Below are 14,265 nucleotides of genomic sequence, written 5' to 3'. Positions count from 1 at the left end.
AGGAAAATTCCACAAAAATGACTTATTCTTATGCAAATTACTCAAATCTGTCAGATCTGAGACATAACCGGATGTCGAAGTGACTACAACAGCAGATTCGCAGGCAATTTGAAGCTCATAGAGTCTTCCCTTGAACCTGGAAAAAGATCCAATGTTGCTTTCGGGTAAAATTGCATCAGTTTAGAAATGATCTCGTCCACCAATATCTGTGGAGTAGAAGCTCCTGCAGTTATTCCTAGGATCTTGATCTCAGAATTCGCTATATAATCTTTATTTAATTCTTCTAGAGAACTGACTTTGAATGAGGATGGTTTGGACTTTTGGGCCAATTGTAGAAGCCTAAGTGAATTAGAACTATTGTCCGCTCCAATCACCATCATCGCATCTATTTCTTCCATCATGGAAGAGACCGCTTCCTGTCTTTCTGTAGTTGCGTAACAAATATCATCCTTGGCTGGATGTTCTACGCTTGGGAATAATTCAGCGATCTTCTCCACCACTAGCTTAGTGTCAGCAACCGACAAGGTTGTCTGCATAAGATAGGTGATCGGTTTGTCTATATCGATTCTTCCCAGCAGTTTTTGGACATCTTCAGGTGATTCTACGAGGAACATCTGGGCTTCTCCCATGGTTCCGATTGCTTCGTCATGTCCTTGGTGGCCAATATAGATAATTTGGTGAGAGTCTTTATATCTACGTGCTTTTCTGTGAACTCGAGTTACCAGAGGGCAGGTTGCATCACCAATTTTCATTCCCCTACGTTTTGCTTCTTCTACCACCTCGGGAGAAACTCCATGAGCGGAGAAAACAACTGTAGAACCGTCTGGTGCTTCGCCCAGTTCGTTAATGAACTTGATGCCTCTTTTTTTCATATCTTCCACGACTCTACGGTTATGGACGATCTCTTTGCGGACATAGATCTGTTCTTCAGAATTGGATTGGACCTGTTCCACATAGGAAATTGCGTATTTGACTCCGGCACAGAAACCGCGGGGATTCGCTAGATAAATTTTTTCAAGCATCTGCTTTCAGACTCTGGCGCCTCCTGAAAGAGGCAAGCATTTTCGCGCCAGAGATGCGAAGGGCGTCAGTCCCGACGAAGTCGGGATGAGGGCGAAGCCCGAACCCAAAGCAGCTCGTTTTTTGCGTGTTTACGCAAAAAGGCGCCCGAACCCTTTCCAAGTGACATATACATATTCAGAAGGAAGGGATCTTTTATCTGTTTTTGGGAGAAAAAAGTATCTCTTCCAATTTCAGGATCTTCCCGATTTTCAAGGGGAAGAGGTCAAGGAAGACCTCTAGGAAAATCAAATTCTCTCTTCGGAGAGATTCGGATTCAAGGAGGAACCGAATGATTATTAACCACAATATCAGTGCCATCTTCGCTCACAGAACTTTGAAGTTCAATAGCGAAAGCATGAACAAAGACATCGAAAAGTTGTCTTCCGGTATGAGAATCAACCGTGCAGGTGATGATGCATCCGGTTTGGCCGTGTCTGAAAAAATGAGGACACAGGTCGGAGGTTTGCGCAGGGCGGAACAAAACACTGAAGACGGTATGTCTTTGATCCAAACAGCGGAAGGGTATCTGCAAGAAACCCATGAAGTTGTTCAAAGGATCCGCGTGCTTGCTGTGCAAGCTGCGAACGGTATTTATACCGAAGAAGACCGTCAACAAATACAAGTAGAAGTATCTCAGTTGGTCGACGAGATCGACAGGATTGCTTCTCAAGCCGAGTTCAACAAAATGAAACTCCTTACTGGAGCTTTCGCTCGTTTGAACCCGACTGCAAGTATGTGGTTCCATATGGGTGCTAACATGCACCAAAGAGAAAGAGTGTATATCGAAACGATGAACACTGCGGCTTTGGGATTAAGAAACCCGACCGTTCTGACTTTCATCTCTCTTTCTACGGCGGGAAAAGCGAACTCCGTAATTGGTCTTGCTGACGATGCTCTTAGATTAATTTCTAAACAAAGAGCAGACTTGGGAGCTTATTACAACCGTCTGGAACATGCTGCTAAGGGACTCATGAACGCTTATGAGAACATCCAAGCGGCTGAATCAAGAATTCGTGATACTGATATGGCTGAGCAAATGACCAGCTTTACCAGATATCAAATTCTGACTCAAGCTGCTACTGCGATGCTCGCTCAGGCGAACATGAAACCTCAAACCGTGCTCCAGCTATTGAAGTAATTCAATAGCTAACCTGCCGGTTTGACTTAGGTAGTATTCCGGCAGGGGAGCTGGCTTTAAGCTAATGTTGGTTCTTTCGACGGGACCACGGATTTATATTTATTATAAATCGCCGTACGACTCTGAAGCCTAACTTCTCGTAAGCGAAAGTTAGGCTTTTTTTTATCTTCTTAGTTTTAGAAGAAATGACCCGCAAGTTTCGTTCCAAGCATAAATCGACGCTGCACTTGAATCCACATCTGAATACCGCAAGTTTTATACCTTCTGTAAAATTTTATCCGATTTGTAATCGAATTCGAATCTTAGAGATAAGTTTTAGAATGCGAAAGCTGCTGCTCCTGCTTTTTTGGAAGGGGAGAAGTATGATTCTTCTCTAAAAGGAAACTTCTGCATCGATGCGAAAACTACATTTACCGATTACACTTTTGGTTTATCTTTCATTATTAATCTTTGGACTGGGAAGTTTCGCTTTAATCGATTGGGACGAGAATATTTATGGTGCAGCTTCTAAATCAATGCTTGAAACCGGAGAATATTTTAGGATCCAAGTAAATGGGCAGGCATTTAGCGAAAAACCTCCATTCTTCTTTTGGTTTGCGAATCTATTTTATAAAGTCTTAGGGGTTTCCGAATTTTCCACCAGGCTTCCTTCTGTATTCAGCGGGATTTTTTCCTTTTTGATCTTAGTCAGATTCGGAACACTCTTACATTCTAAAAAGTTTGGATATGTTTGGGCATTTTTATATTCTGCTTCTCTTTTGCCTCTTCTACTTGCAAGAACCGCTTATATAGATCATCTATTTAATACATTCATTTTAGCGTCTGTTCTTTCTTTATATCTTTATGAAACAAAGGAGAAGGAGGATTTTCGTTCTAGGGCGATCTGGATCTTGTCTGCGGCATTTTTTGGTGGAATTGCGGTTTTGACAAAGGGGCCATTAGGTCTCGCTATCCCACTTTTTATATTTGGAGCAAACAGACTCTTAGATAGAAATTTTAGGATCCGGATCTCCGATTTTATGTTGTTTGGGATAGCAGCGGTTGTGGTATTAAGTTTTTATTATCTCGCAAATTTTATATTGTACGGAAATGGATTCTTAGTTCAATTCTTTGATTTCCAGAAGAAGCTTCTAACCAAGTCTTTAGAATCTCATACTGGACCTTGGTTTTATCATTTTATTGTAATGTTTATTGGATTTTTCCCTTGGACTGCGCTTTTGTTTCCAAGCGCGAAGAATTGGAAAATATTTACTGATCCTAAAATTTCCAGGATCTCCAAGTATTTTATAGTTTGGCTAGGAGTTGTTTTACTTATCTTCTCGATCGTGCAAACCAAACTGCCTCATTATTCTTCTTCTATCTATTTTCCTTTATCTTTTTTCGCAGCATATATGATCTTAGAAAGACCTGAAATTTTGAAATCGGCTGCGTTCACATTTTCCTTTTTAGGAATAGGATTTGTTGTAGGTTTGATCTTCTTACTTCTACCGCAAATCTCAGAATATTCCAGTTCATCAATGGGAGTCGGGAAGGAATTATTACCATCCTTTGATTTCTGGGATTCTTCTTCCGGTTTGGTTTTACTTTTAGGAATTCTAATTGGATTTATAGGATTACAATTATTCAAGAAAGGAAATGAAGAAGGAAAAGATCTTTTTCTGGCTTCTACCTGGATTTCCATGCTGATCTTTGTGGGAGTTCTATCATCTACGATCACTCCTAAGATCATTTCCTTTTTGCAAGATGGGAATCTTAGACTTTATGACAAAGCGGAGAAGTCGGGAAATCAAATAGTATATTATAAATATCTTTCCTTCTATCCTATGTTTTATAGGGAAAAGAAAATCCATATGATTGGAAGTTACAAATTTAAAGACGAAACATTTCTCTTGGATTCCAAGGAGAAACTTTCCATTATCTGTAATCGAAACAGCGTGCTGGAATTGGTATTAACTTATCCTCATAGAAATTTTCAGGAAGTTTCAGCTGAAAGCGGGATTTTGCTTTTGGATTCTTCTCCGAAGTAGCTGCGAGAGATTGTGTGGAAGTAAGTGGTGGAATGAGGAATCCACGTTCCAAATTTTTGGGTGCGGGATTTGACTTGTGAGAAAGGGGATTCTGTGATATAGGGAAGGCGGCTCCCACGAGCCACTCCCCACCACCCAAGATTCAGGGCGGGGGCGCCCCCGATTCCGACTGTAGGAACTCCTACAAAGTATTAAGTCGCTCCGCTCACAATCGTCTTCTCGCTTTCTGAGGATCGTTGTAGGGCAATTGGTATTTTCATTTGGCTAATAATTGGAGCTTCCATCTCAAATCGGATCAGTCTTAATTCAAAATTAGTCCGTTGGATTTTTGAGACAGTATGTAAAACGAGTCCGATCGCAATTTGGATCCAGGAAAACAACATCAGTCCTGTAGCAAGCACAGCCAAAGGAACATGATACACATACCTATATTCTATATAATCTATAACTGGAGGAGTACCTGCAACTAAGGATAAAATTCCTGAAATCACAGAAAAGAATCCGAAAAAATGCATCGGTTTATAATCTTTAAAGATCCATAATATGTTCTTCACTACCTTATACCCATCTTTGATGGTATTCAATTTAGAAAAACTTCCAGCTGGTCTGTCTTTATAAGGAACCGATATCTCTTCTAATCTAAACCTTTTGTCCAAGGCATGTAAGGTCATCTCTATCTCTATCTCAAAACCGGAAGATAAAATCGGATAATTTTTTACGAACCTACGAGAGAATACTCTATAGCCACTCATTGGATCTTTGAGTTTGGTTCCGAATAAAAAGTTAATCAATGTAAGAACAAGTTTGTTCCCAGTAGAATGAAATCTTCTTTTATTCTCTCTTCCGTAATCTCCCTCACTCAGACGGTCTCCCACTAGCATATCCAAATCTTTTTCACGTAAAGTTTGGATCATAGAATGGATCTTAGAAGCGGGGTAGGTCAGATCCGCATCACACATGATATAAATTTCTGCATCAATCTTTGTGAAGGCTGCTCTAACCGCATTTGCCTTTCCCTGTCTAGGCTCAAAGATCACTTCACCCGAAATAGAATGCTCCGCTAAAACATTCTTGGAAATCTCAGAGGTTCGATCCTTTGAATTATTATCTACAATTACAAAATATGCGTTCGGGATCTCTTTATAAAATTCCAGGACTGTTTTTTCAATAGTAAGCTCTTCGTTATATGCAGGAAGAACTAATACAAGAGGAAAGGATTTCATTCTAAAATAGAATTCCTCCAAGCATAAGAGAAGAATCATCCAGAATTCGATTCTTCTTTGTTACAGATCCATGAATCCGAACCATTCCATCTTTGAAATCGTATGCAAGTTGTAACATTCTGAATATGGAATTCTAGTTTTCGGCTAGAGCCTTAGTTTTGTACTAGTGATAGAATGAAAAGAAGTAGGATAATCCTCTTAATTTCTATCTTTCTCGGGACATTATTACTCGGAAATCTACTCACTTGGTCGATTTTCAGAGCGGATACATTTAGGTCCTCGGTGGATTGGGAAAAATATTCCAATCCTTATAAAAGAAATACTAATCTCAAACTGCAAAAAGCAGGAATTCATTTACATACCAACCGCACTTGGTTTACCCCTGGTCGAAATACTCCAGAAGAGATTGAGACTGTCTATGCAGCAAATGGTTATAAAATTATTGGCTTCACTGATTATGAAAGGGTAACCAGTCCAGATTCTCCCAAACTTGCCCAGATCAAAGGTTACGAATGGGGAACTAATCTTAGAAAAAGACATTTTAGTGTTTTAGGTATAGAAGATGCAAGTTATGATCTATTTCCTCTTTACGCAGATCCAGAAAACCTGCAATGGGTAATTGATAAAATCGAATCCAAAAACGGATTCGTGGTAATTAACCATCCTCTTCTGAATGATTCCTTCCCATTAAAACTTCTATCTCAATTAAAAGAATATGATGCATTGGAAGTGATGAGCCCTTTTGGAGATATTCCTAAATTTTGGGATAAGTTATTAAGTGAGAAACATCCATCTTTCTGCATGGCCTCGGATGATTTGCATTATCTTCCGAGAGATGAATATTTAAGAGTCCGAACTTCTGGTATCCCTAACTGGAGAGATTTAAGTTCTGAAATTTATAAACAAGAAGGAGAATCATTAATGAGATACCTTCTTGTAAATACGGATAGTCTAGACGAAAAAGAAATTCTTCGTTCTTTAAAAGAAGGAAATTATCTTTGTGTTCGCAAAATGGAAAGAAGTTTAGAAGAACCTAAACTGGGATCTGTAGGACTAAATTCAGAAAATGAAATATATTTTGATTTCGAGGATACTCCGATCAGTGTAGATTTCATTGGCCAAAATTCAGAAATTCTATCTCACACTTCTTACCAAAATAAAGGCTCTTATAGATTGAAACCTACAGATCTATATGTGAGAGTCCAAGTGATTTATCCGACAGCAATTATTTTGAGTAATCCATTCTTCCAGAAATTGTAAATATACATTGTCGGAACTCCAACACTTGAATACAGTGAATATCAGTAGGTGTAAAGGCGTTTGTTCGCCCATGCAGGCAATCAGCCAGTTCCTTCTTTCTTTTTTTCTTGACTTTTATAGAAATTATAGAGTCAGATAGAGAAAGGTCATGCGCACAGCATCTAAAAAGACAATAGGTTCCGTATTAGCGATCGGGTTTCTTCTGCAAATCGCTTGCGTTTCCGTTTATAACCTGACTGGAAATTGTCCAGTCAGCATGTCCTATCTCGAAAAACAAACGGAAGCTTCAAAAGTTCCTCCCTGCCATAAATCTGAAAAATCAGAACAAAAGAACGAATCCTCTTCAAACGAATGTTGCCCTAAAGAGAATAGCGTTGCTTCTTTGGATCTTTCTAAACTTTTGGATTGGGAAAAATTAGGATTACATAAAGTCCTGATCTTTTTGTTTATCTCAGAACTGAATTCACCACAGATCGTATTAGAAAACGTCATCCTAGATGATTCTTATATTCCAATTCCGTCCTCACATTCTCTTAGCTTAAGCACTCTCCAAGTTTTCCTAATTTAATCCATATTTTCTCTCTTTAATCTTTAGGAGGAAATATGAACGCAAGACTTATTGTCTTAATATCAATTTATACATTATTTTCATCCGCAGTATATGCGGAAAAGAAGAGCCTAGAAGAAATATTGGATGTATTAGTAAAAGAACATCCTGAATCCAAATCATTAGCTGGACTTTCTCAGGCTCATAAATCTCATTCTGACGCGACTGGTATATTGCCAGATCCTAAAATTGGAGTGGCTTTCAGAAATTATCCAACTCGTGGAGGGTATTCCACTTCTGATCGAGCATTGGATACACCTACTATGACAGGGGTAGAATTATCCGTATCTCAAGAATTTCCATTTCCTGGAAAATTGAGTACAGAAAAAAAGATCTCTAAACTAATGCAGATAGAATCAAACTTTGCTTATATAGCGGGAGTAAATCGGATTTTAGGAGATTTTTTCAGTCGATTGAATAAATACAAATATTCTGAAAAGAAAAAGGCAATCAACGAAAGAATATTAACTATTCTTGGAGCCCAAAAGTCTATTAGCGAAAACTCATATTCTTATGGAGAAAATACTCTATCAGGAATTTTAAAGGCAACAGTTGCCAAAACAGAAGCAATTGAAAAAGAAACAGAATATAATACTCAATTAAAAGATCTAAAGTCACAAATAGAGTATTATCAGATTTCGGATAAAATTAGCTTCTCCGATCTATATTCCATCGATTTGGATTCTTTTTTAGAAAATAAAAATGAAGAATTAGAGGCTCTGATTCTTGCACAATCCTCGTTGATTGAAGATTCTCCAGAATATAAGATCCAAGCAGAAGAAGAAAAACGTTTAAAGGAACAGGCGAAACTCACCAAGTATAGTCTTGCTCCTCAAACAGAAGTTTTTTTCTCCTATATGAAACGTAGATCCCAGACTTTCGCATTGGACCAAGGTCCCTTAAATTATGGGGTGATGGATACCACTGAATATAGAGGAGATCTTTTTAGTTTTGGAATGAATATGAGAGTCCCAGTTTGGTCTGCTCTCAAATGGAATTCTATTACTGGAGAAACTGAACATCTTGCGGAAGTAGGTAAGGACTCTGTTGAAAAAACAAGAGTTCAAATGCTTTCCGAACTAAATAGAAACCTGGCCTATATCAAAGGTGTTTCCAATCAAATTCGTTTGGTAGAAAAAAGACTGATCCCTGAATTAGAAAAATCAGCCAGAGCAGGTTCCTTCCAATATGCTTCTGGAAAAGTAAATGTCCAGGATACACTTCTCGCTCAAACTGAGATCTTAAACACTAAAATCCGTTTAGAAGATCTGAAAGAACGTAAAAACGAATCTATTTTAAATACATTAAAATTACTAAGTTTTATCTATAAAAACAATAAAACTCCGGAACATGATAAACATAACTGAGGATAAACCAATGAAGAAATTACATTATCTATTTTTAATTTTCATCTTAAGTACAGGAAATCTATTTTCTCATGAAGGAAAAGAAACATTCGTTCTGAGAGAAGTTGCCAAGATCCACTCTTCTATCTACTCGGAAACTCCTGGAAATCTGGATGTTCAAAAATTAGTCCAACTCTTGAAGGAAACTGCAGATCACAAGAAAGATACTGAAAAATTTAAAAAAGCACTTCCGATCGCAGAAGAGTTAGGTAAAGCTACCGACCTTTCTAAAAAGAGAGAATTATTCGAACGTCTATCCAAAGAGTTGGAATCGATTGTTGGTCATCATGATAAATCAGGAGTTTCCGTCTTCTATTGCCCAATGCTCAAGAAAAAATGGTTAGCTTCCGGTAAAGAGATCAAAAATCCATACGATTCCAAAATGAAAAACTGCGGAGAGATCATACATGAAGCCAAATGACCTTTCTACTTCTTCATTTATTGGCTGGATCGGAAAACTTTCAGCCCTTCTGATAGTTTTGGCGTTTATTGCAAACTGTTCTTCTAAGAAAGATATCTACTATTGCCCGATGCATCCTCATTATACTTCGGATCGCCCTGGAAACTGTCCGATCTGTAATATGGATTTGGTCAAAAAGGAAGACTCTTCCGAACATAAGGATCATACAAGCGCAAGCAATTCTTTGCAGGCTGCGGAATCCACATCCAAAGAAGATCTTTCTTCCGAAAAAAACTCCAAGGAGCTAATCCTTTCTTTCGAAAAACAACAATCCATTGGGATCAAAACGGAACTCGTGAGTAAAAGAAACCTGGTCAAAAAAATCAGTGCTTATTCCAGCGTTGCTTATGATCCTGAATTGTATTCTGCATTAAGCGAATATAAAGAAGCAGTTCGCTCTTCTGAATTTCTTTCACCAGATATCATTCGTAATCTTCAGTTAAGACTCAGGCAATTGGGCTTAAGTCCAGACCAAATTAAAATTTGGACTTCAGGAGCAAGAGATCCGTCCGAATTGATTTTAGGAGGAAAATCAGGTAGGGCTCATATCTATTCCCAGATCTATGAATCAGATTTTACTTCGGCTAAAGTAGGACTTCCCATAAAATTTAAAACGGATGTTTATCCTGAGAAAGAATTTATAGGAAAGATCAAAAGTATAGATGTGATCTTGGATAAGAATAATCGTACGCTTAGATTAAGAAGCGAGGTTTCAGATCCTGGCCACCTCCTAAAACCTCAGATGTTTGGAGATACTGTAATAGAAGTTTCTCTTTCGAAAGTTCTATCCGTTCCAATATCTGCAATTTTAGATACTGGAAAACAAAAGATTGCTTATGTGCAAACTGCTCCAGATAGATTTCAGGCGGTTTCTGTCCAAACAGGAAAGAATATAGATCCTTGGATTGAAATTTTGTCCGGTTTGAAAGAAGAACAAAGAGTAGTAACTGAGTCCACATTTTTGATCGATTCGGAAGCAAAGATCAGATTCGGCTCTGACTCTCATACACATTAAGGAAACGAAATATGATTCAGTCGATTATTCGTTTTTCCGCAGAAAACAAGTTTTTAGTTCTTATAGTCACTTTAGCAATACTCGTCGCTTCTTATGTGTCCATGAAAACTATTCCGCTAGATGCAATCCCAGATCTTTCGGATACTCAGGTGATTGTATATTCTCGTTGGGACAGAAGTCCAGATATCATGGAAGACCAGGTCACTTATCCAATCATCACTTCTCTTTTAGGTGCGCCTAAGATCAAGGTGGTCAGAGGATTTTCAGATTTCGGTTTTTCTTATGTATATGTGATCTTCCAAGATGGAACAGATATCTATTGGGCCAGATCCAGGGTGTTAGAATATCTTTCGAGAATTCAACCTCTTCTTCCAGCAGGTGTAAAAACAGAATTGGGCCCAGATGCGAGTGCTGTTGGATGGGTATACCAATATGCATTGATCGATCAAACAGGGAATAATTCACTCGTAGATTTGAGAACATACCAAGATTTTCATCTAAGATATTTATTAAATTCAGTTCCTGGAGTCTCTGAAGTAGCAGGAATCGGTGGATTCAAAAAACAATACCAAATCACAATTCATCCAAATGCATTAAGATCCTATAATGTAGATTTTGAAACTGTTATCCAGAAGGTTCGAGAAAGTAACCAAGAAACTGGAGGCAGACTACTGGAAATTTCCGGTGCAGAATATATGGTGAGAGGAAGAGGATACCTTTCTTCTTTAACCGATATAGAAAATATACCCCTTTCCACGGATGCGAACGGAACTCCAGTGCTTCTGAAAAACGTCGCTTCTGTCCAATTCGGACCGGATATTCGAAGAGGGATCGCTGATTTAGATGGAGAAGGGGACGTGGTCGCAGGCACAATCGTAATGCGGCATGGAGAAAATGCACTCTCTGTAATCGAAAGAGTAAAAACCAAATTGGAAGAGATTAAAAAGAATCTTCCAAAAGGTGCAGAACTAATCACTACCTATGATAGATCTGAACTGATTGAACATGCGATCAGCAATTTGAAATTCAAATTGATAGAAGAGATGATCATTGTTTCGATCGTGATACTCATCTTTTTATGGCATTTTCCTTCTGCCATTATTCCAATTCTTACGATCCCAATTTCAGTGATCATAGCATTCATTCCAATGAATCTTTTGGATATTAATGCAAATATCATGTCCTTGGCGGGGATGGCAATCTCTATCGGAGTGCTCGTAGATGGAGCAATCGTAGAAGTAGAGAACGCTTATAAAAAATTAGAAGAATGGGAAGCAGGAGGAAGGATTGGAGACTATCATTCAGTTCGATTAGAAGCATTACTCGAAGTGGGGCCTTCCGTATTTTTCTCTTTGCTTGTGATCGCTGTGGCCTTCTTCCCGATATTCACACTTGTAGATCAAGAGGGAAGGTTATTCCGTCCATTAGCATATTCTAAAAATATCGCGATGGCGGTGGCTGCATTTTTAGCCATCACTTTGGATCCTGCAGTTAGAATGTTATTCACAAGAATGGAGCCATTCAATTTTAAAAATGCACTTCTTTCTAAGATAGCAACTACCATGTTCGTTGGGAAATATTATCCCGAAGAGAAACATCCAGTCAGTAAAATTCTATTCAGATTTTATGAACCTGCTTGTCGTTATGTTCTTCATAGACCAAAAACGATTATAGTTTCTGCATTTACATTGGTAGTTTTGACGATCCCTGTGTATTTCAGTTTAGGTTCTGAATTTATGCCTCAACTATATGAGGAATCTTTTCTATATATGCCTACCACCTTGCCTGGGATCTCAGTTGCCGAAGCAGAAAAACTAATGATCTCGATGGATAAAAAACTCAAAAGTTTTCCAGAAGTAAAACGAGTTTTTGGAAAAGCGGGACGATCAGATACAGCCACAGATCCAGCACCATTCTCCATGATGGAAACAGTGATACTTCTCAAACCCCAGGACGAATGGAGAAAGGCGGACAGATTTTATTCTAATTTTCCAAGGATTTTCCAATATCCATTCCTTCCTTTTGTGCCTGAAAGACTGACTAAAGACGAGTTAGTGGAAAAGATGAACCAGGAAATGCAATTTCCTGGAGCCACAAATGCCTGGACCATGCCGATCAAAACTCGTATCGATATGTTGAGCACAGGTATGAGAACTCCAATCGGAATTAAGATCTTGGGTTCTTCTTTGGAAGAAATAGAATCTATAGGAATTAAAATTGAAACACTTCTTAAAACAGATAAAAATATAAGAAGTGTATTTGCAGAAAGAACAGCAGGTGGTTATTTCCTAGATCTAAATCTAAGAAGGGAAAAATTAGCAAGATATAATATATCTGTAGAGACCGCACAACAGATCATAGTTGCAGCCATCGGAGGAGAACCAATCACCCAAACCATAGAAGGTAGAGAACGATTTTCAGTCAATGTGCGGTATCCTCGCGAATTGCGAGATTCTTTGGACAAGATCAAAACTATCTTGGTCCCTACGAAAGAATTCGGTCATATTCCTATTTCAGAAATTGCAAGTATAGGAGCAAAAACCGGTCCTTCTATGATCCGAGATGAGAATGGATTTTTAGCGGGTTATGTGTATGTAGATCCTTCTACCTCAGATATTGGAGGATTCGTAGATAAGGCTAAGAAGAAGGTCTCAGAATCCATTCTTCTTCCTCCTGGATATTCCCTAGTTTGGAGCGGCCAATATGAGAATATGATAAGAGTCAGAGAAAGAATGATGTACATTCTGCCTTTGACAATCTTCATTATATTTTTATTATTATACTTCAATACCAAATCTTATATCAAAACATTAATTGTACTTTTGGCAGTGCCATTCTCATTGATTGGAGCAGTTGGACTTCTTTATATTCTAGACTACCAAATCTCAGTTGCTGTCTGGGTAGGAATGATCGCACTCATGGGACTAGATGCAGAGACAGGAGTATTTATGCTCTTATATCTGGATCTTTCTTACGAGGACGCCAAGAAAAAGGGGAGATTAAGAACCAGAGAAGATCTGATAGATGCGATCATCCACGGTGCAGTGCATAGGATCCGACCTAAGATCATGACTGTCCTTGCTGCTATGATGGGACTTCTGCCGATTATGTGGTCCGCAAGCACAGGTTCAGACGTGATGAAAAGGATCGCTGCCCCCATGGTAGGAGGACTTGTGACCAGTTTTATTCTGGAACTTTTAGTATATCCTCCAATATACATGCTTTGGAAGGAGGGAAAACTGGGGGATATTCTGCCCGCCCTTCCTTTAACTAAGAAAAAAAGAACTAAATCCATTTAAATAAGAGGGAACAAAATGAACAATACTACTAAAAAACTGATCATCGGAGCGGCGCTCTCCGGGCTATTTTTATCGGGAGAAGTTTATTCCGAAAAACAAGAAGCTGGCGCAGATAACGCAAAAGGAGAATGTCATGGGGTCAATTCCTGTAAGGGAAAAAGCGACTGCCATACAAACGCAAATTCCTGCTCTGGCCAAAACTCCTGCAAAGGGAAGGGTTGGATCTCCTTAACGAAAAAGGAATGTGATACTAAAAAAGGAACTTTCAAAAAGTCTTAGATTTAGCGATATAAATCAATTCGCATTTCATTAAATGTTAATATAAATTCTATCAATTTAATATTGACTATTGGATACGGTGCCCGCAAACTTAGCGGGCGCATATTAGGAGTTCTTATGAAAAAGACCATAGCAACCATTCTATTTTCCATGATCCTGGCAGGTAATATTTCTGCATTTACCGAGTTGGATAACCTTCTCATCGCGGAAGCTACTACCCCGGATCTGAAAAAGATCGCAAAAGAATACTTTAACAAAAAAGCAAAAGACCATAAGGAATTGGCTGATAAATACAAATCTTTATCAAGTCAGTCCCATGGCGGAAAAGCTACTGCTGATGTTGCGGACAAGGAAAAGTATAAAAAATTAGCCGACCACGCAGATAAAGAAGCAGCTGCTTACAAAGCACAGGCTGATAAATTCTAAACCTCAAAAACTATTCACTAATAAAAAAACCCGTCCTTTTGGACGGGTCTCTTCGAATTTTCA

At 38.6% G+C, this 14,265-nt stretch carries 12 protein-coding genes; 10 read left to right on the top strand and 2 right to left on the bottom strand.

Annotated elements, in window-relative coordinates:
* Nucleotides 1-83: 83 nt before the first annotated feature.
* Nucleotides 84-1,022 carry a 4-hydroxy-3-methylbut-2-enyl diphosphate reductase gene (ispH, locus tag EHQ52_RS00520; protein ID WP_135613338.1) on the bottom strand — a complete coding sequence of 313 codons (939 nt, stop codon included), beginning with the start codon at nt 1,020-1,022 and terminating at the stop codon, nt 84-86.
* A 329-nt stretch (nt 1,023-1,351) separates the two neighbouring features.
* Between ispH and EHQ52_RS00515 the strand changes: the two genes are divergently transcribed.
* Together EHQ52_RS00515 and EHQ52_RS00510 are read left to right on the top strand one after the other, a co-directional pair.
* On the top strand, nt 1,352-2,200 hold the full coding sequence (locus EHQ52_RS00515) for a flagellin N-terminal helical domain-containing protein (RefSeq protein ID WP_010515586.1): 849 nt from the start codon (nt 1,352-1,354) through the stop codon (nt 2,198-2,200).
* Between the two features lie 395 nt (nt 2,201-2,595).
* Nucleotides 2,596-4,227, top strand: coding sequence for an ArnT family glycosyltransferase (locus EHQ52_RS00510; protein ID WP_135613337.1), 1,632 nt, complete (start codon nt 2,596-2,598; stop codon nt 4,225-4,227).
* Between the two features lie 191 nt (nt 4,228-4,418).
* Here the strand turns inward: EHQ52_RS00510 and EHQ52_RS00505 are convergent, their stop codons facing one another.
* Complete coding sequence (locus EHQ52_RS00505) at nt 4,419-5,450, bottom strand: glycosyltransferase family 2 protein (protein ID WP_208653429.1); 1,032 nt, start codon at nt 5,448-5,450, stop codon at nt 4,419-4,421.
* Between the two features lie 174 nt (nt 5,451-5,624).
* Between EHQ52_RS00505 and EHQ52_RS00500 the strand changes: the two genes are divergently transcribed.
* From EHQ52_RS00500 to EHQ52_RS00465, 8 genes are all read left to right on the top strand, one after another.
* Entirely contained in the window at nt 5,625-6,710 is a 1,086-nt protein-coding gene (locus EHQ52_RS00500) for a PHP domain-containing protein (RefSeq protein ID WP_135613335.1), read from the top strand.
* A 148-nt stretch (nt 6,711-6,858) separates the two neighbouring features.
* Nucleotides 6,859-7,278: a hypothetical protein gene (locus tag EHQ52_RS00495; protein WP_135613334.1), complete on the top strand. Its 420-nt coding sequence runs from the start codon at nt 6,859-6,861 to the stop codon at nt 7,276-7,278.
* 35 nt (nt 7,279-7,313) lie between these two features.
* Complete coding sequence (locus tag EHQ52_RS00490; RefSeq protein ID WP_135613333.1) at nt 7,314-8,684, top strand: TolC family protein; 1,371 nt, start codon at nt 7,314-7,316, stop codon at nt 8,682-8,684.
* Between the two features lie 10 nt (nt 8,685-8,694).
* A complete protein-coding gene (locus EHQ52_RS00485; RefSeq protein ID WP_135613332.1) occupies nt 8,695-9,144 on the top strand; it encodes an LIC13259/LIC11441 family protein in 450 nt (149 codons plus the stop codon).
* Nucleotides 9,131-10,198 carry a heavy metal-binding domain-containing protein gene (locus EHQ52_RS00480; protein WP_135613331.1) on the top strand — a complete coding sequence of 356 codons (1,068 nt, stop codon included), beginning with the start codon at nt 9,131-9,133 and terminating at the stop codon, nt 10,196-10,198. The genes EHQ52_RS00485 and EHQ52_RS00480 overlap by 14 nt, the downstream gene beginning before the upstream one ends.
* Before the next feature lie 11 nt (nt 10,199-10,209).
* On the top strand, nt 10,210-13,497 hold the full coding sequence (locus EHQ52_RS00475; protein ID WP_135613330.1) for an efflux RND transporter permease subunit: 3,288 nt from the start codon (nt 10,210-10,212) through the stop codon (nt 13,495-13,497).
* 15 nt (nt 13,498-13,512) lie between these two features.
* Complete coding sequence (gene bufA2 / locus EHQ52_RS00470; RefSeq protein ID WP_135613329.1) at nt 13,513-13,776, top strand: BufA2 family periplasmic bufferin-type metallophore; 264 nt, start codon at nt 13,513-13,515, stop codon at nt 13,774-13,776.
* A 117-nt stretch (nt 13,777-13,893) separates the two neighbouring features.
* Nucleotides 13,894-14,202 carry a hypothetical protein gene (locus EHQ52_RS00465; protein ID WP_135613328.1) on the top strand — a complete coding sequence of 103 codons (309 nt, stop codon included), beginning with the start codon at nt 13,894-13,896 and terminating at the stop codon, nt 14,200-14,202.
* Nucleotides 14,203-14,265 lie beyond the last annotated feature (63 nt).

It is taken from the genome of Leptospira koniambonensis (assembly GCF_004769555.1).
GTDB lineage: Bacteria > Spirochaetota > Leptospiria > Leptospirales > Leptospiraceae > Leptospira_B > Leptospira_B koniambonensis.
The sequence above is the reverse complement of the archived record's forward strand: the minus strand, read 5'-3'. Positions and strand labels throughout refer to the sequence as shown.

Excerpts from the sequence above, each read along its gene's own strand:
- EHQ52_RS00500 (WP_135613335.1), top strand. The coding sequence starts at position 5,625 with ATGAAAAGAAGTAGGATAATCCTCTTAATTTCTATCTTTCTCGGGACA.
- EHQ52_RS00465 (WP_135613328.1), top strand. The coding sequence starts at position 13,894 with ATGAAAAAGACCATAGCAACCATTCTATTTTCCATGATCCTGGCAGGT.
- EHQ52_RS00505 (WP_208653429.1), bottom strand. The coding sequence starts at position 5,450 with ATGAAATCCTTTCCTCTTGTATTAGTTCTTCCTGCATATAACGAAGAG.
- EHQ52_RS00510 (WP_135613337.1), top strand. The coding sequence starts at position 2,596 with ATGCGAAAACTACATTTACCGATTACACTTTTGGTTTATCTTTCATTA.
- EHQ52_RS00485 (WP_135613332.1), top strand. The coding sequence starts at position 8,695 with ATGAAGAAATTACATTATCTATTTTTAATTTTCATCTTAAGTACAGGA.
- EHQ52_RS00515 (WP_010515586.1), top strand. The coding sequence starts at position 1,352 with ATGATTATTAACCACAATATCAGTGCCATCTTCGCTCACAGAACTTTG.
- EHQ52_RS00490 (WP_135613333.1), top strand. The coding sequence starts at position 7,314 with ATGAACGCAAGACTTATTGTCTTAATATCAATTTATACATTATTTTCA.
- ispH (WP_135613338.1), bottom strand. The coding sequence starts at position 1,022 with ATGCTTGAAAAAATTTATCTAGCGAATCCCCGCGGTTTCTGTGCCGGA.
- EHQ52_RS00480 (WP_135613331.1), top strand. The coding sequence starts at position 9,131 with ATGAAGCCAAATGACCTTTCTACTTCTTCATTTATTGGCTGGATCGGA.
- EHQ52_RS00495 (WP_135613334.1), top strand. The coding sequence starts at position 6,859 with ATGCGCACAGCATCTAAAAAGACAATAGGTTCCGTATTAGCGATCGGG.
- EHQ52_RS00475 (WP_135613330.1), top strand. The coding sequence starts at position 10,210 with ATGATTCAGTCGATTATTCGTTTTTCCGCAGAAAACAAGTTTTTAGTT.
- bufA2 (WP_135613329.1), top strand. The coding sequence starts at position 13,513 with ATGAACAATACTACTAAAAAACTGATCATCGGAGCGGCGCTCTCCGGG.